The sequence below is a fragment of the Paracoccus sediminilitoris genome (assembly GCF_003259195.1).
Lineage (GTDB): Bacteria > Pseudomonadota > Alphaproteobacteria > Rhodobacterales > Rhodobacteraceae > Paracoccus > Paracoccus sediminilitoris.
Genome location: NZ_QJPK01000018.1, coordinates 34,933 through 56,930, shown reverse-complemented (window position 1 = coordinate 56,930; position 21,998 = coordinate 34,933). Strand labels below are relative to the sequence as shown.

Genomic DNA, 21,998 nt, shown 5'->3' with positions numbered 1-21,998 from the left:
CTTCAAAGTTGGCAAAGACTCTACAATACGGTGAGGGATTTCGCGGGGGGCAGGTCAGCCCGATGGCCCCAGGATCTCCCCGGCCGGCAAAGGTCACGGCATTGGTAACTCCCGGACGTTCACGCGGTCCATTGCGGCCATGAACTTAATCATCGGGCGCCTCTGGCGGGTCAGTGAGGTATGAATGCGTCCATCTACACCTTGGAGACACAGGATCGCAGATAATGGTTGCCATTGTGCTATGGACTGCCGGCTGTAGATACCGGTGGCCCCGCACCGATATGGCGGACAGCGCCCACCTTTATCCACTTCAAAAGCACCGGAACCGATCGCTGGAGCGCGGCAGTCGCTCAAACCAGCCGGAAATCTTCCCAAGGTTCGCAAAGTAGCTCAGTCGCAGATTGGAAACTGTCTGCATCACAGGACAAGCTTTCGGAATGTCCCGCTTGTCATTAGGTTGGAATGGGCCCGAAACAGGAATTGGGTCTGCGTCGATAGGCGTTTCCTACGACCCATCTTGCGCAGGCGACAAGAGAATTTTGACCATGCATGATCCATCTGATGATCCAACCTATGACGTTGACGCCGTCCTGCTGAAAAGCAACACTAGGCAGGCCGATTGGCGCAGGGCTAATCCTCTCAAATACCGAGCGCATCTTGTGGTGCACAGAGCGCTGGTTTCAGGGCAGATCCAGAAGGAACCTTGCGAAGTCTGTGGCGCAGAAACTGTGGATGCACACCATGATCGATATGACGAGCCGCTGAACATCAGATGGCTCTGCCGGCGCCATCACATCAAGCTGCATCGATACGGTGAGGACATGTTTCCAATTTCCGGCCCACGCAAAGCAGACAGATAGGTCTTTTACCAATAGCTTAGGTGGTGAATTGACTGAACACGCTTCCCATTTCGTAGCGGATGAATTGTTTGCAGCCGAGGCCTTTCGATATCGCGCTTTTTGGTCAACGAGGACCATGAACTGGGACATGGACAGAAAGACATTTCGGTGTTCCCATCGGCAGTTCGAAGCGATGCCAGATCAGTCATCTCGGAATGGGCGGGCGCCCCCAGACAGGGGCAGTGAAGAATTGGCGGGATCACACTACAGGCACGGGACGCTTATGAACTTCATCAGGCCCTGAAAAAACATGATAACAAAAGATTAGCTTCGTCTATACAGAGCCATTGTCTTCAGTCGAATTGGTGATCGATCAACACTTGCACTTTTCAGGCACTGCTGAAATTTTGGGCAAGCGGCAAAGTGGAGGCTCAGTGTTGAATATCCTCAAATCACTCGGCCCGGCCGTGGCCCCTGTGTCGGGCCAAGAGGCGCCGCGAGCCGGAATCGGGGCACTGGTCGGCCATCGTCGGCAATACTGTCGCGGCCCTTGTGGGCATGCCAGTCTGTCTTGCCGTGCCGGAACCTACGCTGCGGATCGCTTTGGCTGTTGGGCTCTCGATTGTCGCGATGATTCTGTGTCGTGCGGAGCATCCACCGGCTGGCGCAGTCGCCATGACCGCTGCCATGAACCCCGATGTCGTCGCGCAGCATGGCTTTTGGTTCGCATTGGCCCCCATCGCGGTTGGCATGGTCATCATTGCGATGCTTTACGCGCGGCTGACGGGGCGGCGATATCCGTTCCGGCAATTCAACGATCCCGGACGGGCCAATATGGTGGATCGCATTCCGTCCAGACGGCTTGGTCTGTCTGAAAAAGCTTCGACGGGTACCCTGGAACGCTACAGCCAGTCCTTCAGTCCTGGTGTCGAAGAACTGGCCCGGCTGATCGGGGCTGCCGAACTTCAGGCGCCGGCACAGGCCCCGAATCCCTTGGTGGCCCAGGACATCATGTCCCGCAACCTTGTCACCGTTGGTCCGACAACCTACCTGGGGCAGGTGGCAGAACTGTTTCGGCAGCATCGCTTCACATCTTTGCCGTGGTCGGGCAGGGCGGTGCCTATCTGGGCGTGGTTTTCCAAATGCACCTGATTGCTCGGGCCCGCACAGATGTCCTGCGGCTTAATTGGGGCTATTCAGCAGCCCTGCGGCGCATGCTGGAATGCGACGGTAAGACAGCCGAAACGGCCGAAACCATCATGAGCGTCACCGGTCCGGGCGCAGCACCAAAGCCGCCCATCGGTGCCCTGCTGCCCCTGTTGGCGGACGGTGATACCGATGCGGTCACCGTCATCGAAGGCAACCGGATCACTGGCATCGTGACGCGCACCGACCTGATTTCGGCTCTTGCCCGCAGCGTCGCGCGTGCCGGGACTGATGGATGACTATGCGATGGCGCGCCGCAGACCGATCACCACGCGTATCTTTCATGAATGCGCCAGACTTTGTACCACCCCGGGCAGACCAAGGATGAACAGCACTCCGGCCAGAGGGATCGCGAACATGAAGCCCGCCAGTTGAAACCCGATGACGCCGAAGATGCCCCCCAGCACGAACATGCCGATGATCTTCAGCAGGATGCCCAGCTTGACCCGGTCGGGTGCAACGCCGCGGTCGGGCCATACCCGATCATAGACGACGCGTCCCAGTTCTATCCCGATATCGGTCACCGTTCCGGTCGCATGGGTCGTGCGTATCCTTGCCCCCGAGATATTGGTGATGGTCGCGTTCTGCATGCCCATGATGAAGCACAGGATCACCAGCCCCAGCACCCGGCCAATATCAGGCGGCAGCGTTCCGCAAAGGGAGAATCCCAGCAAAAGTCCGCCCTGGATCGTCAGGGGCAAGGCATATTGCTGCCGGAAGACATGGTCGCGCCCCCAGTTGATCAGAAAGGCGCTGAGCGCCGATCCGGAAACGAAGGCCGCCACAGCCAGAACGCTCAGCAGGGCGATCCACAGGTTCAGCGCGGTCAGCTGGTCGGCGATGGCCGACAGATAACCGGTCATGTGCGAGGTGTACTGGCCCAGGGCGAAAAAACCGCCGACATTCGCGGCCCCCGCGATGGCGGCAAGGATCGTGCCCAGCACCAAGTCGTTTCCCGCGGAGCGGCGCGACGCGACCAGCACGCGTGCCGACCGGGACGGGTTCAGCAAGCGGCGCCTTGTCTTCAGGTCGCCCCGCAGATGTCCGGTATTGTGTCGTTCGTGTGGGGTCATGCTGCCATGCCTCTTCTTGGGGTGTCAGGGCAGAGATAGAGTCTGCAACTTTTGGTTGAAAGGCGCTGCTTGACCCTGGGTCATGTTTGGTGATGCTGGCGGCGGATAACTGCTGAAATGATGTTGCCACGCGCAATTTTGCGCCTCGGCTTTGTCCGTCCTCTGCTGTCTTGGCGCCCGTGCTCAGCGGCATCCCAATCAGGTTGGACCCCAAGTTTCTTGAAAACCATTGTTGAAAGCTGTGATAATTTGTGAAATTTCGGCAAGAACTGTTGCGGAAGGAGAAGCTGCATGGATCTGCAAGCGGATTATCGCGTCTGTGTCGTGGGACTTGGATCCATGGGTATGGGGGCCGCACAGTCCTGCCTGCGTGCCGGACTGGCCACCAGTGGCATCGACCTGGATGCAGGGCGTCGCGACGCGTTTGCAGCCCAAGGGGCCGAGGGCGTGGCTGACGGAGTCGCGGGGCTGACCGGCGATTTCAATGCGGTGATCGTGCTGGTCGTGAATGGTGCGCAGGCGCGACAGGTGATCCTGGGGCAGGGCGGCGTGGCCGACCGTATCGCGCCCGGCGGCGCGATCATGGTCAGCTGCACGCAATCCGCGGAAGACGCGCGCGCCCTCGGTGCCGATTTGGACGCGCGGGGCGTGCTGATGTTGGATGCGCCGGTCTCGGGTGGGGCGGCCAGGGCCGCGCAGGGGGCGATGACGGTGATGGCCTCGGGACCCGACGCGGCCTTTGACGCGCTGGCCCCAGTGCTGGAGGCGGTCGCCGCCAAGACCTATCGCATCGGGCCTGACATCGGGCAGGGCGCGACGGTGAAGGTCATCCACCAGCTGCTGGCGGGCGTGCACATCGCCGTCGGCGCCGAGGCGATGGCCCTGGCCGCCCGTGCGGGCATCCCGCTGGATACGATGTATGACGTGGTGACCAACGCCGCCGGCAATTCCTGGATGTTCGAGAACCGGATGAAGCATGTGGTCGATGGCGACTATACGCCCACCTCGGCCGTGGACATCTTCGTCAAGGATCTGGGCCTGGTGACGGAAACCGGGCGTGCGCTTGGCTTCCCTCTTCCGCTGGCCTCGACCGCCTTCGCGATGTTCCAGCAGGCCTCGAACATGGGCCACGGGCGCGAGGATGACAGCGCGGTGATCAAGACCTTCTCGGGCATTACCCTGCCGGAGGGCAAGGCATGAAGATCGGCGTCATCGCGGATGATTTCACCGGCGCAACCGATATCGCGGGCTTTCTGGTCGCGGGCGGGCTGACCACCACGCAGATGATCGGCGTGCCGGATGCGGATGCGCAGGTCGAGGCCGACGCGGTGGTGATCTCGCTCAAAAGCCGGTCGAACCCGGCGGCGCAAGCGGTGGCCGACAGCCTGGCCGCGCTGGAGTGGCTGCGGGCGCGGGGCTGCGCGCAGATCTATCAGAAATACTGCTCGACCTTCGATTCGACGCCCACTGGCAATATTGGCCCGGTGGCCGATGCGCTGATGGGGGCCTTGGGCACCGACATCACGGTGATCTGCCCGGCGCTGCCGGTGAACGGTCGGTCGGTCTATCTGGGCCATCTGTTCGTGGGACAGGACCTGCTGCAGGATTCAGGGATGCGCGATCACCCGATCACGCCCATGCGCGACAGCAGCCTGATCCGGCTGATGGAGGGTCAGGCACAGGGCCGCTGCGGGCTGGTCGATGCGGCGACCGTCGATCAGGGTCCGCAGGCCTTGCGCGACCGCATCGCCGCGCTGCGGGCGGACGGGGTCCGTTACGTGGTGCTGGACGCGATCAGCGACGCGCATCTGGCGACCCTGGGGCAGGCCGTGGCGGACATGGCGCTGGTCACCGGCGGCTCGGGGCTGGGTTACGGCATCGCGCGGGCGGTATCAGACGGGGCCTGCGCGCAGGCGCAGGATGCGGGCGCGCCGTTGGCGGGGCCTGCGGTGGTGATCTCGGGGTCGTGTTCCGTGACGACCAACCGGCAGGTCGCGGCCTATCGCGCGCTTGCGCCGACGCTGGAGGTGGAAGTGGCGCGCTGCCTGTCGGACGCCGATGCCTATGGCGCCGAACTGGCCGAATGGGTGCTGGCACAGCCGCAGGGCCGCGCGCCGATGATCACCGCGACCGCCGATCCGGCCCGCCTGCGCGCGATCCAGGGAGAGCACGGCGCCGCCGCCTCCGAGGCGGTCGAACGCACCTTCGCCGCCGCCGCCGGGCGTCTGGCCGAAGGCGGCATCACCCGCTTCATCGTCGCGGGGGGAGAGACCTCGGGCTCTGTCACGCAGGCGCTTAAGGTCACGGGCTTCGCCATCGGCCCGCAGATCGCGCCCGGCGTGCCGTGGGTTCGCGCGCTGGACAAGCCTTTGTCGCTGGCGCTGAAATCCGGCAATTTCGGGACCGAGACCTTCTTCACCGACGCGCAGGAGGCTGCCGCATGAATGCCGCCGACCGCATGGTGATGCTGTGCCGCAGCCTGTTTGAACGCGGCTATTCCGTGGGGGGCGCGGGCAATGTCTCGGTCCGCAACCCCGATGGCGGCTTCACCGTGACCCCCACGGGCAGCAGCCTTGGCCGCCTGTCGGCAGATGCGCTCTCGGTCATCGGCGCGGACGGCGAGCCGCTGCCGGGGCCGAAGCCGTCCAAGGAATTCGCCTTCCACCGTGCGCTGTACGACGTGCGGCCGCAGGTGGGGGCGATCGTGCATCTGCATTCGACCTATCTGACGGCGCTGTCATGCCTGGAAGGCCTGCCGCGCGACAATGCGATCCGGCCCTTCACCCCCTATTACGTCATGCGCATCGGCCACATGCCGGTCATCCCCTATTCCCGCCCCGGATCGCCGCAGATCGGGCTGGACCTGGCCGCCGCAGCCAAGAACAGCAGCGCGCAGGCCTTTCTGCTGGCGTCCCACGGGGTCGTGGTCTTGGGCCGCGACATCGACGATGCCGTCAACAACGCCGAGGAGCTGGAGGAGACCGCCAAGCTGCAGTTCATCCTGCGCGGCGAGAAGCTGCACTATCTGACCGAGGCTGAGATCGCCGAACTGGGCGGAGGATACTGACATGACACGCATTGCCGCGAACCTTTCGATGCTGTTCACCGACGCGCCCTTTCTGGACCGGTTCGACCGGGCGGGGGCTGCGGGCTTCGACACGGTCGAGTTCCTGTTCCCCTATGACCACCCCATCGAAACGGTAAAGGACCGGCTGGACCGCAACGGTCTGAGCCTGTCGCTGATCAACGCCCACGCGGGCGATTGGGCGGGGGGAGAGCGGGGCTTTGCCGCGCTTCCGTCCAAGCGCGCCGAATTCCGCGCCAGCGTGGAGCAGGCGATCACCTATGCCAAGGGCCTTGGCTGCCCGCGCATCCATGTCATGTCGGGCATCACCGCGGATGAGCCGGACCGCGCCGCCTGCGAGGCGGTCTGGACCCAGAACCTGCGCGAGGCCGCCGACATGGCCGCGGCGGCAGGCCTTTTCATCAGCATCGAGCCGCTGAACAGCCGTGACGTGCCGGGCTATTTCATCGCCCATCAGGACCCGACGCTGGCTCTGATCCAAGGGCTGGACCGCCGCAACGTGCTGCTGCAATTCGACGTCTATCACACCCAGATCATGGACGGCGACATCATCCGCCGGATCGAGCGGTTGAAGGGCGCCTATGGTCATGTCCAGATCGCGGGAGTCCCCGACCGCCACGAACCCGACACGGGCGAATTGAATTACGCCGAGATCTTCGCGGCCTTCGACCGGACCGGGTTCGACGGGCCGATGGGCTGCGAATACAACCCGCGCGGCCGGACCGAGGACGGTCTGGGCTGGGCCGCGCCCTATCTGCGCGCGGGGTCATGATCCCGGCCGAACGCCAGCAGTTCATCCTGTCCTGTCTGGCCGAACGCGACATCGTCAGCATCGCCGATCTGGTGGAGCGCCTCGGCGTGTCGCACATGACCGTGCGCCGCGACATCCAGGCGCTGGAGGAGGCGGGCCGCGTGTCCTCTGTCACCGGGGGCGTGCGCCTGTCGCGCAGGTTGGCGCAAGAACTGCCGCATCTGCAGAAGGCCGCGATCAACACCGGGGCCAAGCGCGCGGTGGGTCAGGCGGCGGCCGATCTGGTCCGCGACGGCATGGTGATCTATCTGGACGCGGGCACGACGCTGTTGGAGCTGGCGCGCCAGATCGCCGGGCGGCGGGGGTTGACGGTGGTCACGAACGACTTCGTCATCTGCGCCTGGCTGTCCACGCATTCGGATTGCACCCTTTATCACAGCGGCGGGCTGGTCGAACGCGCGAACCAGTCCTGCGTGGGCGGTGCCGCGTCCGAGGCGCTGGCGCGGTTCAACTATGACATCGCCTTCATCTCGACCTCGTCCTGGACGGTGGCGGGGCTGAGTTCGCCCTCCGAGGCCAAGGGCCCGGTCAAGCGCGTCGCGGTCGATCGCGCGCGCCGCGCCGTGCTGGTGTCGGATTCGACGAAATACGGCGCGGTGGCGGCGATGAACATCCTGCCCGTCTCGGTCTTCGACACGGTCGTGACCGATGCGGGCATCGACGCAGGTGCGGCGGACGCCCTGCGCGAGATGGGGGTGCAGGTGATCCTGGCCCACGACCTGGAGGGAGAGAGCACATGACCATCATCGTGACCGGCGGCGCCGGATTTCTGGGCGCGCGCCTGATTGCGGCGCTGCTGAAGGAAGGCGCACAGCGCATCGTGTCGCTGGACCGGGTGCCCTGCCCGGTGGATGACGCGCGGGTGGAAAGCCTGGTCGGCTCCATCGACGACGCGGATGCCGTGGCCCGCGCGCTGTCAGGGGGCGCGGAGACGGTCTATCACCTGGCCGCGGTGCTGTCGGGCCAGTCGGAACAGGACTTCGACACCGGGCTGCACATCAACGTGGACGCCACCCGCCTGCTGCTGGAGGCCTGCCGCAGTCTGGACCGCGCGCCGCGCTTCGTCTTCACCAGCTCGTTGGCCGTCTTCGGCGGAGAGATGCCGCAGATCGTGCCGCCGACCATGGCGCTGATGCCGCAGTCCTCCTATGGCTGCGGCAAGGCCATTGGGGAACTGCTGGTCAGCGAATACAGCCGCAAGGGGTTCGTCGACGGGCTGACCGTGCGCCTGCCCACGATCTGCGTGCGCCCCGGCGCGCCCAATTCCGCGGCCTCCAGCTTTGTGTCGGGGATCATCCGCGAACCGGTTGCGGGCGTCGCATCCGAATGCCCGGTGCCGCTGGACACGCGGTTGTGGATCAGTTCTCCTGGCGTGGCGGTGCAGAATCTGGTCCGCGCAGGCCACATTCCGGCCGCCGATCTGGGCCTGAACCGTGTCATGGACATGCCCGGCATCACCGCGACGCCCGCCGAGATGCTGGACAGCCTGGAGCGGCTGGTGGGTCAGGACGCCCGCGCCCGCGTGGCCCTGACCCGCGACCAGCGCATCATCGACATCGTCTGCAGCTGGCCCGGCGCCTTCGACGTGACCCGCGCACATGCCTTGGGCTTCGGCGCGGACACCGATTTCGACGCGATCCTGCGCCAGTTCCTGGCCGATCGCTGAGCTTTTTCAAAAAGGAGGCGCCGCCCCGTCGCGGCGCAGAGGAGGAGTAACTCATGGCTGAACCCGGAATGGAGTTCCAGCTGATCGCAGGACTTGGCCTTGCCATCTTCCTGCTGATCTTCTTGGTCGTAAAGACCAAGGTCCACGCCATCGTGGCGCTGATCATCGCCGCATCCGTGTCGGGCCTGATCGGCGGCATGATGCCCGCCGAGGTCATCACCTCGATCACCACGGGCTTCGGAAAGACGCTGTCCACCATCGGTCTGGTCATCGGCTTCGGCGTGATGATGGGACGCATCCTGGAAGTATCGGGCGCCGCCGAGCAGATGGCCTATTCGCTGATCCGGTGGGTCGGGAAAAAGCGCGAGGATTGGGCGATGGTCCTGACGGGCTATATCGTGTCGATCCCGATCTTCTGCGACAGCGCCTTCGTGATCCTGTCGCCGCTGGTCAAGGCGCTGGCGCGGTCCTCTGGCAAGTCGGTGCTGACGCTTGGCATCGCGCTGGCGGGCGGTCTGATGCTGACCCACCATGCCGTGCCGCCGACCCCCGGCCCCCTGGGCGTCGCGGGCATCTATGGCGTCGATCTGGGGCTGATGATCCTGTGGGGCATCGTCTTCACGATCCCCGGCATGGCGGTCATCGTCTTTTATGCCCGCGCCATGGGCCCCCGGTTGGAGCGGATGATCGAAGCCGACACGGGCGAGGATATCGCCGCCGCCTATCGCCAGTTCGACAGCGCCGCGGAGGCCCGCCAGAAGGACCTGCCCTCGCTTGCGCTGGCGGTCCTGCCGCTGCTGCTGCCGATCGTGCTGATCTTCCTGAATACTATCGCCACGGCGGTCGTGCGCACCTCGGGCGACCCGGCGCTGGAGACGAACCTGCTGGTGCAGGCGATGTCCTTCTTCGGCAACCCGGTGATCGCTGTGGCCATCGGTCTTCTGGTGTCGATCTATACCCTGCTGCCAGGCCGTCCGCGTGACGAGGTTCTGGGATACATGGAGCAGGGCGTCGAAAGCGCGGGCATCATCCTGCTGGTGACCGGTGCGGGGGGCGCCTTGGGTTCGGTCCTGCGCGACAGCGGTGCGGGTGATGTCATCGGCCAGGCGGTCGCGGGTCTGGCCATTCCGGCAGTGCTGATCCCCTTCGTCATCAGCTCGCTGGTGCGCCTGATCCAAGGCTCGGGCACGGTCGCGATGATCACGGGCGCGTCGATCTCGGCGCCGATTCTGATGAACATGCCGGAGGTGAACATGGTCTTTGACGCACAGGCGGCGGCCATCGGGTCGATGGTCTTCGGCTATTTCAACGACAGCTATTTCTGGGTCATCAACCGGATGCTGGGCGTCAAGCAGGCCAAGCACCAGATGCTGCTGTGGTCGGTGCCGACAACGCTGGCCTGGGCATCGTCGCTGGTCATGCTGCTGATCTGCAACGCGCTCTTTGGCTGATCGCACAATGTCGGGGGCCGCAGTGGCGGCCCCTGATTGCACGACGTGCATTCGAGAAGGCCCGCCCAAGGGCCTGATGATCCGCTCGAAATTCCGCTTGTCCCCAGAACCATCCCCGAAAATTGGGGATAACTGCCGCGGGTCGCGTTCGTGGCCCCATCAGTGGCGCCCGTCCCGCCATCGCCAGGCCCGAGTTTCGGGCACGCTGTCGGTGGTCATCACCATGCCTGTGATAATACTGCCTTGGCCGCCCAAATTCTCGATCAGGGCATGGCGGACCAACGGTTCCCAGATCGGCGTGGATCATTTCAGCTTTGCTCAAGGGCCGGCTTGCCCCTTGGCCAAACAGGACGCGAGCATGTCAGGCAGCCCCACGGTCCTGAAAGCGCGCATTGAAGCGGGCGATCTCGCGGGGGGCGGGGCGGGTGCCCGTATAGATCTCGACATAGGTGGGGATGCGGTCCAGGCGCGTCTGCAGATCCTCGACGGCCCGCATCGAGATATAGCCGATCTGGACCAGATAGACGGTGCGCGCGCGAACATCCGCGGATGCCGCATCATGTCCCCAGCCCTGCAGCATCTTCGACAGGGCCGACAGGCGGGTGTCGTCCGCGGCCGCGACCCGGTCCGCCACAGCCTGATCCTGCAAGGCCCAGCTGCGGATCGCGAATTCCAGCCGCGCGTCGAAGGTTTCCGGCAACAGGAAGCAGCCGATGACGTTCAGCATCGCCTCGGCCTGGGTTTCGGCATAATGGGTCGTCGCCGCGACCAGGGGGGTGGTGGTTCGCGCGGCCCATCCGTCCAGAAGTGCCGCCAGCAACGCCTCGCGGTCCTTGAAAAACCAATAGAAACTGGTGCGCGACAGCCCAAGCCGCTTGGCCAAAGGCATGATCCTGACGGCGTCGACACCACCTTCGATCAGCGCCTGGTACCCCGCCTCGAGCCAGCCATCCCGAGATCCCCGCCATCCGGCGGCTGTGACATCCTGTTCATCCATCCCCGAACCCTAGTGGGAAAGTGCCCGAGGCAACAAGCGGATTGTTCACCAAAGAACTTTGGCCAGACAGTGGCGTAAATTATCTTGACACATATGAACATTCTGGGTTTCCGTCTTTCGACCCCCCCCCCCGGCAGCAGGAAGGCAACACTATGTCCGACGATCCGCTTTTGCAGCCCTATCGACTGAAACATCTGACACTTCGCAACCGGATCATGATCACCAGCCATGAACCGGCCTATCCCGAAGACGGAATGCCCAAGGACCGCTATCGGGCCTATCACGTCGAACGGGCCCGCGCGGGGGTGGCGCTGACCATGACGGCGGGGTCTGCGGCGGTGTCGCGCGACAGTCCGCCGGTCTTCAACAACATCCTGGCCTGGAAGGACGAGGTCGTCGGCTGGATGAAGCGATTGACCGACGAATGCCATGACCACGGCACGGCCGTGATGATCCAGCTGACCCATCTGGGCCGCCGCACGCGGTGGGACAAGGCCGACTGGCTGCCCGTCGTGTCGCCCAGCCACGAACGCGAGGCCGCGCATCGTTCCTTCCCCAAGAAGATGGAGGATTGGGACATCCAGCGCATCATCACCGATTATGTGGATGCGGCCGAACGGATGAAGGCCGCCGGGCTGGACGGGCTGGAACTGCAGGCCTATGGCCATCTGATGGACCAGTTCTGGTCCCCCCTGACCAATGACCTGGAGGATGAATACGGCGGCAGCCTGGACAACCGCCTGCGCTTTACCTTCGACATCCTGCGCGGCATCCGCGAACGTTGTGGCCCGGATTTTCTGGTGGGCCTGCGCTATACCGGCGACGAATGCCTGCCGGGCGGGTTTGGGGCCGATGATGGCATCACCATCTCGCAGAAGTTGAAGGACAGCGGGTTGGTCGATTTCCTGAACGTGGTGCGCGGCCATATCGACACCGATGCCGGCCTGACTGACGTGATCCCGGTGCAGGGCATGCGCAACGCGCCGCATCTGGAATTTGCGGGACGGATCCGGAAGGCCACCGAATTTCCGACCTTCCATGCCGCCAAGATCCCCGACGTGGCGACGGCGCGTCATGCCATCGCGGCGGGGTTGGTCGACATGGTGGGCATGACGCGGGCGCATATGGCCGACCCGCATCTGGTGCGCAAGATCGTGGAAGGGCGCGAGGATGACATCCGTCCCTGCGTCGGCGCGAATTACTGCCTGGATCGCATCTATCAGGGCGGGCTGGCCTTCTGCCTGCACAACGCCGCCACCGGGCGCGAGGAGACGATGCCCCACGACATTCCGGCGGCATCTGAACCGCGCCGCGTGACGGTCGTGGGTGCCGGTCCGGGGGGCCTTGAAGCTGCCCGCATCGCCGCCGAACGCGGCCATGCCGTCACCGTCTTCGAGGCCGCCGACCAGTCCGGCGGCCAGATCCGCCTGACCGCCCGGCAGGAACGGCGGCGCGAGATGATCTCGATCGTCGCGTGGCGGATGGCAATGTGCCAGAAGCGGGGGGTGACCTTCCGTTTCAACGCCTTCGCCGAAGTCGATGACGTGCTGGCCACGCGGCCCGACGCGGTGATCATCGCCACCGGCGGCCTGCCCCATACCGAGGTGCTGGGCGCGGGCAATGACTTGGTCTGTTCGGCCTGGGACATCCTGTCGGGGGACGTCAAGCCGGGCCAAGACGTCCTGATCTTTGACGATGCGGGCGATCATGCGGGCCTTCAGGCCGCCGACATCATCGCAGCCACCGGCGCACGGGTCGAGATCGTGACCCCAGACCGCAGTTTCGCCCCCGAGGTGATGGCCATGAACCTGGTCCCCTACATGCGCAGCCTTCAGGCCCGCGACGTGACCTTCACGGTCACTTGGCGGCTGTTGTCGGTGGCCCGCGAGGGCAACCGCCTGCGCGCCACGCTTGGCAGCGATTACGGTGGCATGACGCGCGACAGGCTGGTCGATCAGGTGGTGGTGAACCACGGCACACGCCCGTTGGACGACCTGTATTTTGACCTGAAGCCCCTGTCGCGCAACCTGGGACGGCTGGATCACGACGCCCTGCTGGCGGGCCTGCCCCAATGGGTCGACGACAATCCCGAAGGCCGCTTCCAACTGTTCCGCATCGGTGACGCGGTCGCCGCGCGAAACACCCATGCGGCGATCTATGATGCGCTGCGATTGGTCAAGGATATCTGATCGCCTGGCGCCAAGGGCTGGCGGGTTTCGGACATGCCGCTGCGGATGTCGCCCGGCGTCATTCCGCGTTCGGATTTCAGGGCCCGCGTCAGGTGCGGCGCGTCGCAGAAACCGCAGGACAGCGCGACATCCGTCACCGACTGGTTGCTGCGCCGCAATCGGGCCGTGGCGCGGTCCAGCCTGATCTCCAGATAGATGCGGCGCGGCGATTGCCCCAGATCGGCCTGAAAGCGCCGTTCCAGCGTGCGACGCGCGGTGTTCAGGGCGGCGGCGATCTGTTCGATGCCAAGCGGCGCTTCGATGTTCTGCTGCATCTTCAAGACCGCGCGCTTGACCAGATCGTCCCGCGCCTGCCGGGCCAGCATCTGGCCCGGTTGGGCGCGCTGACCGCCAAGCGCGTCTTCGATCATCATGATGTTGAGGCTTTTCGTGGCGGCGGATTGGCCGACATGGCGTTGAACCAGAAAGGCTGCCAGATGCGACGTGCCGTGCCCGCCCGAACAGGTCAGGCGGTCGCGATCGACGACGAAGATCTGGTCCGAGACCGGCGTTTCGCTGTCGAACCGGTCCAGGAAGTCCTGATGGTGAAACCAGCTGACGCAGCAGCGATACCCCTGCAGCAGCCCCGCCGCCTGCAGGGTGAAGACCCCCGTGCACAGCCCCACCAGCGGCACGCCCCGCGCGGCCGCCTGACGCATGAAGTCCAAGGCCCCGGCCCCGAAGGCCGCGCGGTCGCTGATCAGCCCGCCGACGACCACCAGATAGTCGAACGCCCCCGCCCGGCGCAACGGCGTGTCCGGCTGGACCCGCACCCCGCAGCTGGAGGCGACCGGGTCCATCCGTTCGGCCAGCACCGACCAGTCGCACAGGATGCGCCGCGACTTGTCGGCGTCGTCCGCCGCCAGCCGCAGAACGTCCACGAAATTGGCAAAGGCCGACAGCGTGAACTGGTCGGCCAGAAGAAAGGCGACGCGCAGGCGGTTGCGGGACGGGGGCGGTGGCGGTGTCATGGCGCAAAGCTACAGGATTGCTGACGCAAATCTACAATTTTGACGTCGGACCCGACGGTAACGTGACAGCCAGCTTCGACGAAAGGGCACCCGCCATGCAACGTTTCTCTGCGATGTCCCTGCTCAGGAATGCGCTGACCGGGCATAAAAACTGGCGCGAGCAATGGCCCGACAGCCAGCCCAAGGCAGAATACGACGTCATCATCGTCGGCGCGGGCGGGCATGGGCTGGGCGCGGCCTATTACTTGGCCAAGGAACACGGCATCACCAATGTCGCGGTGATCGACAAGGGCTGGCTGGGTGGCGGCAACACGGGCCGCAACACCACCATCATCCGGTCGAACTATCTCTATGACGAAAGCGCAAAGCTCTATGATCACGCGCTGGACCTGTGGGAAAACCTGAGTCAAGAGCTGAACTACAACGTCATGTATTCCAAGCGCGGCGTGATGATGCTGGCGCATAACGTCCATGACGTTCAATCCTTCCAGCGCCACATCCATGCCAACCGCCTGAACGGCGTCGACAACCGCTGGCTGTCCAAGGAAGAGGCCAAGGCCTTCTGCCCGCCGCTGAATATCAGCCCCGACGCGCGCTACCCGGTGATGGGCGCAGCGTTGCAGATGCGGGCGGGCACGGCGCGGCACGATGCGGTGGCCTGGGGCTATGCCCGGGCGGCGGCGGCGCGCGGCGTCGACATCATCCAGAACTGCCCGGTCATCGCGATCCGGCGCGGGCCGGACGGGTCGGTACAGGGTGTCGATACCGCCAAGGGCTTCATCAAGGCCAAAAAGGTCGCCGTGTCGGCCGCCGGCCACACCAGCGTCGTGATGGACAGCGCAGGCGTCAGGATGCCGCTGGAAAGCTATCCGCTGCAGGCGCTGGTCAGCGAACCGGTCAAACCGATCTTTCCCTGCGTCGTCATGTCGAACACGGTCCACGCCTATATCAGCCAATCCGACAAGGGCGAACTGGTCATCGGGTCGGGGACCGACCAGTATACCAGCTATAGCCAGCGCGGCGGCCTGCCGCTGATCGAACACACCGTCGCCGCCATCTGCGAGGTCTTTCCCATCTTCAACCGCATGCGGATGCTGCGCAAATGGGGCGGCATCGTGGACGTCACCCCCGACCGCAGCGCCATCATCGGCAAGACCCCGGTCAAGGGTCTCTACGTCAATTGCGGATGGGGCACGGGCGGCTTCAAGGCGACGCCGGGGGCCGCGCATACGCTGGCCTGGACCGTGGCCAAGGACGAACCGCACCCGATCAATGCGCCCTTCACGCTTGAACGCTTCACCACCGGCCGGCTGATCGACGAAGCCGCCGCCGCCGCCGTCGCACACTGAGAGGTTTACGATGCTGCTGATCCATTGCCCCTATTGCGACGCCACCCTGCCCGAATCCGAATTCGCCTATGCCGGAGAGGCGCATATCAACCGCCCCGCCGATCCGTCCACGCTGACGGATGAGGAATGGCGCGATTATCTGTTCATCCGCACCAACGCGCGTGGACCCCATTTCGAACGCTGGCGGCACGTCCACGGCTGCGCCCGCTTCTTCAACGCGGTGCGCGACACTGTCAGCGACCGTTTCCTGATGACCTACAAGGCCGGTGAAGCCCGCCCCGACCTGACCGCCGTGAAGGAGGCTGCCGAATGAGCCGTCACCGCATCCCCGGCATGGGGCGCGTCGATCCTGCCGCGCCGGTCAACTTCACCTTCGACGGGCGCACCTATCAGGGCCTGCGCGGCGACACGGTCGCTTCCGCGCTGTTGGCCAACGGCGTGCACCTGATGGGGCGGTCGTTCAAGTATCACCGCCCGCGCGGCGCCGTCACCGCCGGGTCCGAGGAACCGAACGCCCTGATCGGCACGTCCCGCGGGCCGGGACGGTTCGAGCCCAACACCCGCGCCACCGTGCAGGAGCTGCGCGCGAACCTGACCACCGAAAGCCAGAACAAATGGCCCCGCCTGTCCTTCGACATCGGGGCGTTGAACGACCGCGCCTACATGCTGTTTTCGGCCGGCTTCTACTACAAGACCTTCATGTGGCCGCGCAGCTTCTGGGACAAGGTCTACGAGCCCTTCATCCGCGCCGCCGCAGGCCTGGGCAAGTCGCCGACCGAAACCGACCCCGACAACTATGCGCACCGCAACCTGCACACCGACGTGCTGGTCGTGGGCGGCGGCGCGGCGGGGATCGCGGCGGCGCTGACGGCGGCCAAATCGGGGGCCCGCGTCATGCTGGTGGATGAAAACCCCGAATTGGGCGGATCGCTGCTGTCCGATCCATCGGTCCGCATCGAAGGGCGCGGGTCTTGGGCCTGGTTGGCAGAACAGCTGTCGCAGCTGCGCGCCGCCGGCGTCCGCCTGATGACCCGCACCACGGCCATCGGATATTACCACCAGAACTTCGTCGGTCTGGTCGAGCGCGTCACCGACCACCTGGACCAGCCGCCCCATGGCGCGCCGCGCGAACGCATGTGGCATGTCCGCGCCGGGCAGGTGATCCTTGCGCAGGGTGCCTTGGAAAAGCCGCTGGTCTTTGACGGCAATGACCGACCGGGCGTCATGCTGGCCGGGGCCGCGCAGACCTATCTGAACCGCTATGGCGTCAAGGTGGGCGATAATGCCGCCGTGGTGACCAGCCATGACAGCGCCTATTACGCCGCCTTTGATCTGGTCGATGCGGGCGCGCGGGTGGCGGTCATCGCCGACACTCGCACCAGCGTGCGCAGCGATCTGCTGGACGCCGCCCGCAAGCGGGGCATTCAGGTCCTGACCGGCCACACCGCCACCGGCACCGAGGGTCGCCTGCGGGTCAAGTCCGTGCGCGTAAATCCGGTTCGTCATGGGCAGGTCGGCGCGGGCCGCAAGATCGCCTGCGACGCGCTGCTGATCTGCGGCGGATGGACGCCGTCGCTGCACCTGTTTTCCCACACCAAGGGGTCGCTGGCCTGGGATGCCGACAGCCGTACCTTCCTGCCGAACCACAAGACCGAGGCCTGCCAGATCGCCGGGGCCGGTCGCGGGCTGTGGGGCTACGGTCCGGTGCTGGCGGACGGCGTGAAGGCCGGCATCGCCGCCGCCAAGGCCCTTGGCCGCGATGCCGCCGGGTCCGATGCGCGGGTCGAGGGCGACCGCCCCGGCACCGGCACAAGCCAGACGGAACTGCCGACCGACCGCAGCCCCAGCAAAGCCAAGGCCTTTGTCGATTACCAGAATGACGTGACTGCCAAGGACATCCGCCTGGCCGTCCGCGAAGGCATGCGGTCCATCGAGCATGTCAAGCGCTATACCACCAACGGCATGGCCACCGACCAGGGCAAGATGTCGAACATCAACGGGCTGATGATCGCCGCAGACGCCTTGGGCAAGGAGCCCCCGCAGGTGGGGCTGACGACCTTCCGCCCGCCCTATACGCCGACCAGTTTCGGGGCCTTCGCAGGTTACCACAAGGGCGCGACGTTCGAGATCACCCGCAAGACGCCGATCGACCCTTGGGCCGAGGCTCAGGGCGCGGTGTTCGAACCCGTGTCGCTGTGGCGCCGCGCCTGGTATTTCCCGCAAGGGGCCGAGGACATGCACCAAGCTGTCGCGCGCGAATGCCGTGCGACGCGCGCCTCGGTCGGCATGTTCGACGCGTCCACCTTGGGCAAGATCGAGGTCACGGGACCGGATGCGGTCGAATTCATGAACCGCATGTATACCAACCCTTGGACCAAGCTGCAGCCGGGCCGCTGCCGTTACGGCTTGCTGTTGGGCGAGGATGGCTTCATCCGCGATGACGGCGTCATCGGCCGCCTGTCGCCCGACCTGTTCCATGTCACCACCACCACCGGCGGTGCCGCGCGCGTCATGAATATGATGGAGGATTATCTTCAGACTGAATGGCCGGACCTGGACGTCTGGCTGACCTCGACCACCGAACAATGGGCCACGGTCGCGCTGAACGGCCCGAACGCGCGCAAGGTGCTGGAAAAGCTGGTCGAAGGGCTGGACCTGTCGGACGTGAACTTCCCGCATATGTCGGTTGCGGAATGCACCGTGGCGGGTCTGCCCGCGCGCCTTTTCCGCATCAGCTTCACCGGTGAACTGGGCTTCGAGGTGAACGTCCCCGCCCGCCATGGAATGCAGCTGTGGCAAGCCATCCACGAGGCCGGGCAGCAATACGACATCTGCCCCTATGGCACCGAGACGATGCACGTCCTGCGCGCCGAAAAGGGCTATATCATCGTGGGCCAGGACACCGACGGCACCGTCACCCCGCAGGATGCCGGTCTGGACTGGGCCATCGGCAAGGCCAAGAAGGACTTCGTCGGCAAGCGGTCGCTGCAGCGTCCCGACATCGTGGCGCCGAACCGCAAGCAACTGGTCGGCCTGCTGACCGAAAACGGCACCCGGCTGGAGGAGGGTGCGCAGATCGTGCTGGACCCGAACCAGAGCCTGCCGATGACCATGGCCGGTCACGTCACCTCGTCCTATGACTCGGTGGCCCTTGGCAGGCCCATCGCGATGGCGGTCATCACCGGCGGCCATGCGATGATGGGCAGGACGGTGCATATCCCCATGCCGGAAGGGACGGTGCAGGCCACGATCACCTCGACCAACTTCTATGACCCTGACGGCGAACGGCTGAAGGCCTGAGGAGCGGAAAATGACCACGCAACGCCACGATTTCGACAGCGCACCCTTCCTGATCGAGGAACTTCCCTGGCACCCGCGATTTTCCCTGCGCGTGCGTCCCGGCAACCGCGCAGCCTTGGCCGCCGCGCTGTCGCTGGACCTGCCGACCGCCATCGGCCAGCGCGCCACGGCTGCGGGGGCCGAGGTCTTTTGCCTTGGCCCCGACGAATGGACCATCCTTGTCGATAATGCCGCACCGCTGGTCGCGGCGTCCCGCAATGCCTATGGCCAGATCCCGCACAGCCTGGTCGAGATCAGCGACCGAGAGATCACGCTGCGCATATCGGGCGCGCAGGCTTTGACCGCACTGACCACCGGCTGCCCCCGCGACATCGAGGCGATGCCTGTGGGGCAGGGGGCGCGGACGCTTTACGACAGCGCCACCGTCACCCTGTGGCGCGACGACCGTCAGGATTTCCGCATGGATGTCTGGCGCAGCTTTCTGCCCCATGTGCGCGCCATTCTTGACCAGGTGATGGTCGAGCTGCGATCGGGCCTCTAGGCCCCGCCACCCCCTTGTCCCCGTCCCGCCGCGACACTGATGGTCGCGGGCGGCCCCGTCATGCCGAAAGGAACCTCCATGCTGGACTTCAAGACCCCTGCCATCTCGGACAGCGCCATCGCCGATGCCATCGGCCACGAGCTGCTACGCCAGCAGGATCAGATCGAGCTGATCGCCTCGGAGAACATCGTCTCGGCCGACGTGCTGGCGGCTCAGGGGTCGGTCCTGACCAACAAATACGCCGAAGGCTATCCCGGCAAACGCTATTACGGTGGCTGCGAATTCGTGGACGCGGTCGAGGATATCGCCCGCGACCGCCTGAAGCAGCTGTTCGGGGCGGGCCATGTGAACGTCCAGCCGCATTCCGGCGCCCAGGCCAACCAGGCGGTCTTTCTGGCGCTGCTGCAGCCTGGCGACAAGATCATGGGCCTGTCGCTGGCGCATGGTGGTCACCTGACCCACGGTTCGCCCGTCACCATGTCCGGAAAATGGTTCCAGGTCGTCAGCTATGAGGTCGAGCCCGACACCCACCTGATCGACATGGCCAAGGTGCGCGAGCTGGCGCTGGCCGAACGGCCTAAGCTGATCGTGGCCGGCGCATCTGCCTATCCGCGCCACATGGATTTCGCCGCCTTCCGCGCCATCGCGGACGAGGTGGGCGCCTGGCTAATGGTGGACATGGCGCATTACGCGGGCCTGATCGCGGCGGGTGAATACCCCAACCCGGTGCCCCATGCCCATGTCGTCACCTCGACCACGCACAAGACCCTGCGCGGCCCGCGCGGTGGCGTCATCCTGACCAATGACGACGATCTGGCCAAGAAGTTCAACTCGGCCGTCTTCCCAGGCAATCAGGGCGGCCCGCTGATGCATGTGATCGCCGCCAAGGCCGTGGCTTTCGGCGAGGCGCTGCAACCGTCGTTCAAGGATTACGCCCGCGATGTCATCGCCAATGCCCGCGCGCTGGCCGACACGCTGACGGCGGGGGGCATGGGCATCGTGTCGGGCGGCACCGATTGCCACATGGTGCTGTGCGACCTGCGCCCCTTGGGTGTGACCGGCAAGGCCGCCGAGATCGCGTTGGAGCGCGCGGGCCTGACCTGCAACAAGAACGCCATCCCCTTCGACCCCGAAAAGCCCTTCGTCACCAGCGGCATCCGCCTTGGCAGTTCCGCCGGCACCACCCGTGGGTTCCGCGAGGCCGAATTCCGCCAGATCGGAGAGATGATCCTGCGCGTCCTGAAGGCGCTGGCCACCAATCCCGATGGCTGCGTCGACACCGAAACCAGCGTCCGCACCCAGGTCAAGGCGATCTGCGATCGTTTCCCCATCTATCACTGATGCCCCATGGGCATTCCGGTCACCGCGGCGGCAGGGTGATGCCGCCGCAAGGCCCCGGCGGCAAGCCCGCCGGGGTCATCCCATGCGTTCGGACGCGTATTCGTTCGGGCTGGCGGGGAAGACGACGGTCTTGTCGCCGCTGATGAAGACGCGCCGATGGATATGAGCGTGGATCGCCCGCGCCAGAACCTGGCTTTCGACGTCGCGACCCAGGCTGACGTAATCGCCGGCGCTTTGGGCGTGGGTGACGCGGACGGTGTCCTGTTCGATGATCGGGCCTTCGTCCAGATCGGCGGTGACGTAATGGCTGGTCGCGCCGATCAGCTTGACGCCCCGGTCGAAGGCCTGGCGATAGGGGTTCGCGCCCTTGAAGCTGGGCAGGAACGAATGGTGGATGTTGATGATGCGCCCCGACATCTTGCGGCACATCTCGTCCGACAGGACCTGCATGTAGCGTGCCAGCACGATCAGCTCGGCGCCGGCCTCCTGCACGATACGCATCTGTTCGGCCTCGGCGCGGGCCTTGTTGTCCTTGGTGACCTTGATGCAGTGGAAGGGCAGGTCGTGGTTCACGACGACCTTCTGGTAATCCATGTGGTTCGAGATCACGGCCACGATGTCGATCGGCAGCGCCCCGATCCGCCAGCGGTACAGCAGGTCGTTCAGGCAATGGCCGAAGCGGCTGACCATGATGACGACCTTCATCTTCTGGCAGGGATCATGGAAGGCATGGACGATATCGGTGCCTTCGGTCGCTTCCCGCAGGTCCCGGTCCAGATCGTCGCGGGACTTGCCCTGTTCGGACATGAGGCTGAGCCGCATGAAGAAGCGGTCGTTCTGCAGATCGGTGAATTGCGAACTGTCGTGAATGTTGCAGCCCGCCTTGGCCAGACCGGCCGCGGGGGCCGATCGCGTGATCGGCCGATACTCCAAGGCCTAGCGGCTGTGGCCGGTGCGGGCGTGAAGATTTGCGACGCCGTGCCAGCAGCTTTGCGCCAGTCGGTGGGGCTGACGCAGAGGCGGGCTGCGGCCTCCGACAAAGGTGCGACGCGATGCTACCGCGGGAATGTCGCATGCATTCTGCGACCTTGCGTCACTTCGCCACATAAACGTCAAACTTCATCTTGCTTGTCACGTCCC

At 65.1% G+C, this 21,998-nt stretch carries 19 protein-coding genes; 15 read left to right on the top strand and 4 right to left on the bottom strand.

What is annotated here, in order from left to right; all coding sequences use genetic code 11:
• Positions 1 to 1,397: 1,397 nt before the first annotated feature.
• Positions 1,398 to 1,991, top strand: a complete 594-nt coding sequence (locus DKT70_RS18835) for an HPP family protein (RefSeq protein WP_407672213.1) — start codon at positions 1,398 to 1,400, stop codon at positions 1,989 to 1,991.
• A 107-nt stretch (positions 1,992 to 2,098) separates the two neighbouring features.
• On the top strand, positions 2,099 to 2,284 hold the full coding sequence (locus tag DKT70_RS18830) for a CBS domain-containing protein (protein ID WP_407672211.1): 186 nt from the start codon (positions 2,099 to 2,101) through the stop codon (positions 2,282 to 2,284).
• A gap of 42 nt (positions 2,285 to 2,326) precedes the next feature.
• Here DKT70_RS18830 and DKT70_RS13170 read toward each other — a convergent pair whose 3' ends face one another.
• Positions 2,327 to 3,118 carry a YoaK family protein gene (locus DKT70_RS13170; RefSeq protein ID WP_111559577.1) on the bottom strand — a complete coding sequence of 264 codons (792 nt, stop codon included), beginning with the start codon at positions 3,116 to 3,118 and terminating at the stop codon, positions 2,327 to 2,329.
• A gap of 291 nt (positions 3,119 to 3,409) precedes the next feature.
• On the opposite strand from DKT70_RS13170, the gene ltnD reads away from it, so the two are divergent.
• The 7 genes from ltnD to DKT70_RS13135 are packed head-to-tail and all read left to right on the top strand — an operon-like array spanning position 3,410 to position 10,131.
• On the top strand, positions 3,410 to 4,318 hold the full coding sequence (ltnD, locus tag DKT70_RS13165; protein ID WP_111559576.1) for an L-threonate dehydrogenase: 909 nt from the start codon (positions 3,410 to 3,412) through the stop codon (positions 4,316 to 4,318).
• Positions 4,315 to 5,562, top strand: a complete 1,248-nt coding sequence (otnK, locus tag DKT70_RS13160; RefSeq protein ID WP_111559575.1) for a 3-oxo-tetronate kinase — start codon at positions 4,315 to 4,317, stop codon at positions 5,560 to 5,562. The genes ltnD and otnK overlap by 4 nt, the downstream gene beginning before the upstream one ends.
• Positions 5,559 to 6,185, top strand: a complete 627-nt coding sequence (otnC, locus tag DKT70_RS13155; RefSeq protein WP_111559574.1) for a 3-oxo-tetronate 4-phosphate decarboxylase — start codon at positions 5,559 to 5,561, stop codon at positions 6,183 to 6,185. The genes otnK and otnC overlap by 4 nt, the downstream gene beginning before the upstream one ends.
• A 1-nt stretch (position 6,186) precedes the next feature.
• The gene (gene otnI, locus DKT70_RS13150; RefSeq protein ID WP_111559573.1) at positions 6,187 to 6,975 is read left to right on the top strand and encodes a 2-oxo-tetronate isomerase; all 789 of its coding nucleotides are present in this window, start codon (positions 6,187 to 6,189) and stop codon (positions 6,973 to 6,975) included.
• Positions 6,972 to 7,754 carry a DeoR/GlpR family DNA-binding transcription regulator gene (locus tag DKT70_RS13145; RefSeq protein WP_111559572.1) on the top strand — a complete coding sequence of 261 codons (783 nt, stop codon included), beginning with the start codon at positions 6,972 to 6,974 and terminating at the stop codon, positions 7,752 to 7,754. The genes otnI and DKT70_RS13145 overlap by 4 nt, the downstream gene beginning before the upstream one ends.
• On the top strand, positions 7,751 to 8,680 hold the full coding sequence (gene denD / locus DKT70_RS13140; RefSeq protein ID WP_111559571.1) for a D-erythronate dehydrogenase: 930 nt from the start codon (positions 7,751 to 7,753) through the stop codon (positions 8,678 to 8,680). Before DKT70_RS13145 ends, denD begins: the two co-directional genes overlap by 4 nt.
• Before the next feature lie 53 nt (positions 8,681 to 8,733).
• On the top strand, positions 8,734 to 10,131 hold the full coding sequence (locus DKT70_RS13135; RefSeq protein ID WP_199559597.1) for a GntP family permease: 1,398 nt from the start codon (positions 8,734 to 8,736) through the stop codon (positions 10,129 to 10,131).
• 361 nt (positions 10,132 to 10,492) lie between these two features.
• On the opposite strand, the gene DKT70_RS13130 is transcribed toward DKT70_RS13135, so the two are convergent.
• Positions 10,493 to 11,128: a TetR/AcrR family transcriptional regulator gene (locus DKT70_RS13130; protein WP_111559569.1), complete on the bottom strand. Its 636-nt coding sequence runs from the start codon at positions 11,126 to 11,128 to the stop codon at positions 10,493 to 10,495.
• A 152-nt stretch (positions 11,129 to 11,280) separates the two neighbouring features.
• On the opposite strand from DKT70_RS13130, the gene hpbA reads away from it, so the two are divergent.
• A complete protein-coding gene (hpbA, locus tag DKT70_RS13125) occupies positions 11,281 to 13,317 on the top strand; it encodes an N-methyl-L-proline N-demethylase HpbA (RefSeq protein WP_111559568.1) in 2,037 nt (678 codons plus the stop codon).
• Here hpbA and DKT70_RS13120 read toward each other — a convergent pair.
• Positions 13,284 to 14,327, bottom strand: a complete 1,044-nt coding sequence (locus DKT70_RS13120) for a GlxA family transcriptional regulator (protein WP_111559567.1) — start codon at positions 14,325 to 14,327, stop codon at positions 13,284 to 13,286. The two genes, hpbA and DKT70_RS13120, sit on opposite strands and share 34 nt — an antisense overlap.
• Positions 14,328 to 14,422: 95 nt before the next feature.
• Between DKT70_RS13120 and DKT70_RS13115 the strand changes: the two genes are divergently transcribed.
• From DKT70_RS13115 to glyA, 5 genes are all read left to right on the top strand, one after another.
• Entirely contained in the window at positions 14,423 to 15,676 is a 1,254-nt protein-coding gene (locus DKT70_RS13115; RefSeq protein WP_111559594.1) for a sarcosine oxidase subunit beta family protein, read from the top strand.
• Positions 15,677 to 15,686: 10 nt separating this feature from the next.
• On the top strand, positions 15,687 to 15,989 hold the full coding sequence (locus DKT70_RS13110) for a sarcosine oxidase subunit delta (RefSeq protein WP_111559566.1): 303 nt from the start codon (positions 15,687 to 15,689) through the stop codon (positions 15,987 to 15,989).
• Complete coding sequence (locus DKT70_RS13105; RefSeq protein ID WP_111559565.1) at positions 15,986 to 18,976, top strand: sarcosine oxidase subunit alpha; 2,991 nt, start codon at positions 15,986 to 15,988, stop codon at positions 18,974 to 18,976. The genes DKT70_RS13110 and DKT70_RS13105 overlap by 4 nt, the downstream gene beginning before the upstream one ends.
• 10 nt (positions 18,977 to 18,986) lie before the next feature.
• Positions 18,987 to 19,517: a sarcosine oxidase subunit gamma gene (locus DKT70_RS13100; protein ID WP_111559564.1), complete on the top strand. Its 531-nt coding sequence runs from the start codon at positions 18,987 to 18,989 to the stop codon at positions 19,515 to 19,517.
• 78 nt (positions 19,518 to 19,595) lie between these two features.
• Entirely contained in the window at positions 19,596 to 20,858 is a 1,263-nt protein-coding gene (gene glyA / locus DKT70_RS13095; protein WP_111559563.1) for a serine hydroxymethyltransferase, read from the top strand.
• 75 nt (positions 20,859 to 20,933) lie between these two features.
• Here glyA and purU read toward each other — a convergent pair whose 3' ends face one another.
• The gene (purU, locus tag DKT70_RS13090) at positions 20,934 to 21,791 is read right to left on the bottom strand and encodes a formyltetrahydrofolate deformylase (RefSeq protein WP_111559562.1); all 858 of its coding nucleotides are present in this window, start codon (positions 21,789 to 21,791) and stop codon (positions 20,934 to 20,936) included.
• Between the last annotated feature and the right edge of the window lie 207 nt (positions 21,792 to 21,998).